Origin of the sequence: Edwardsiella hoshinae NBRC 105699 = ATCC 33379 (assembly GCF_000474215.1) — a bacterium.
In the GTDB taxonomy this organism is placed as follows: domain Bacteria; phylum Pseudomonadota; class Gammaproteobacteria; order Enterobacterales; family Enterobacteriaceae; genus Edwardsiella; species Edwardsiella hoshinae.
Genome location: NZ_BAUC01000108.1, coordinates 1 through 523, shown reverse-complemented (window position 1 = coordinate 523; position 523 = coordinate 1). Strand labels below are relative to the sequence as shown.

The following is a 523-nucleotide window of genomic DNA, read 5'->3' as shown; positions in this document are numbered from 1 at the left end:
GGGGGCCCGATCGGGATGTGGATCATCGGCGGCGCCGGTCTGGTTGGCTCGATCCTGGCCTTCATTTTCAGCTTCATCCCGCCGAGTCAGATCGCGGTCGGCAGCCCGATGGAGTATGTCGGTATCCTGATCGGTCTGTCGCTGTTCTTCTGTCTGGTACCGTTCGGCATCTATGCCATACGTAAGCCGCACTGGCGTGATGAAAATGCCGATTTTGCCCCCTTCACCTGGCAAGCGGAAGGCGGCCATCCGGGGATCCCGACCGAGTCGGCGACCCATACCAGCATCGTAGTTGCCCAGGCTCGCGCTCAGCGCGCTACCAACGACACGAGCAAGCCACCGCTCGCCCATCCCTAATCCCCGACGATAAAGGATCGTCTCATGACACATCAGGGCAGAGCCCAGGCTCTGCCCGCTCCGTTGAACAAGGAGGGGTATCTGTATGACCTTAGATGCACAACGTTTACAACAGGCCGTCGATCAGGCGTACCGCCAATATGGCGCGTTGGCCGGCGGTAAGAAT

1 pseudogene is annotated in these 523 nt (G+C 60.0%); it reads left to right on the top strand.

Annotated elements, in window-relative coordinates:
- Positions 1–357 (top strand): annotated as a pseudogene (locus EHO01S_RS19110) (putative glutamine/gamma-aminobutyrate antiporter GadC); the annotation flags it as partial.
- Between the last annotated feature and the right edge of the window lie 166 nt (positions 358–523).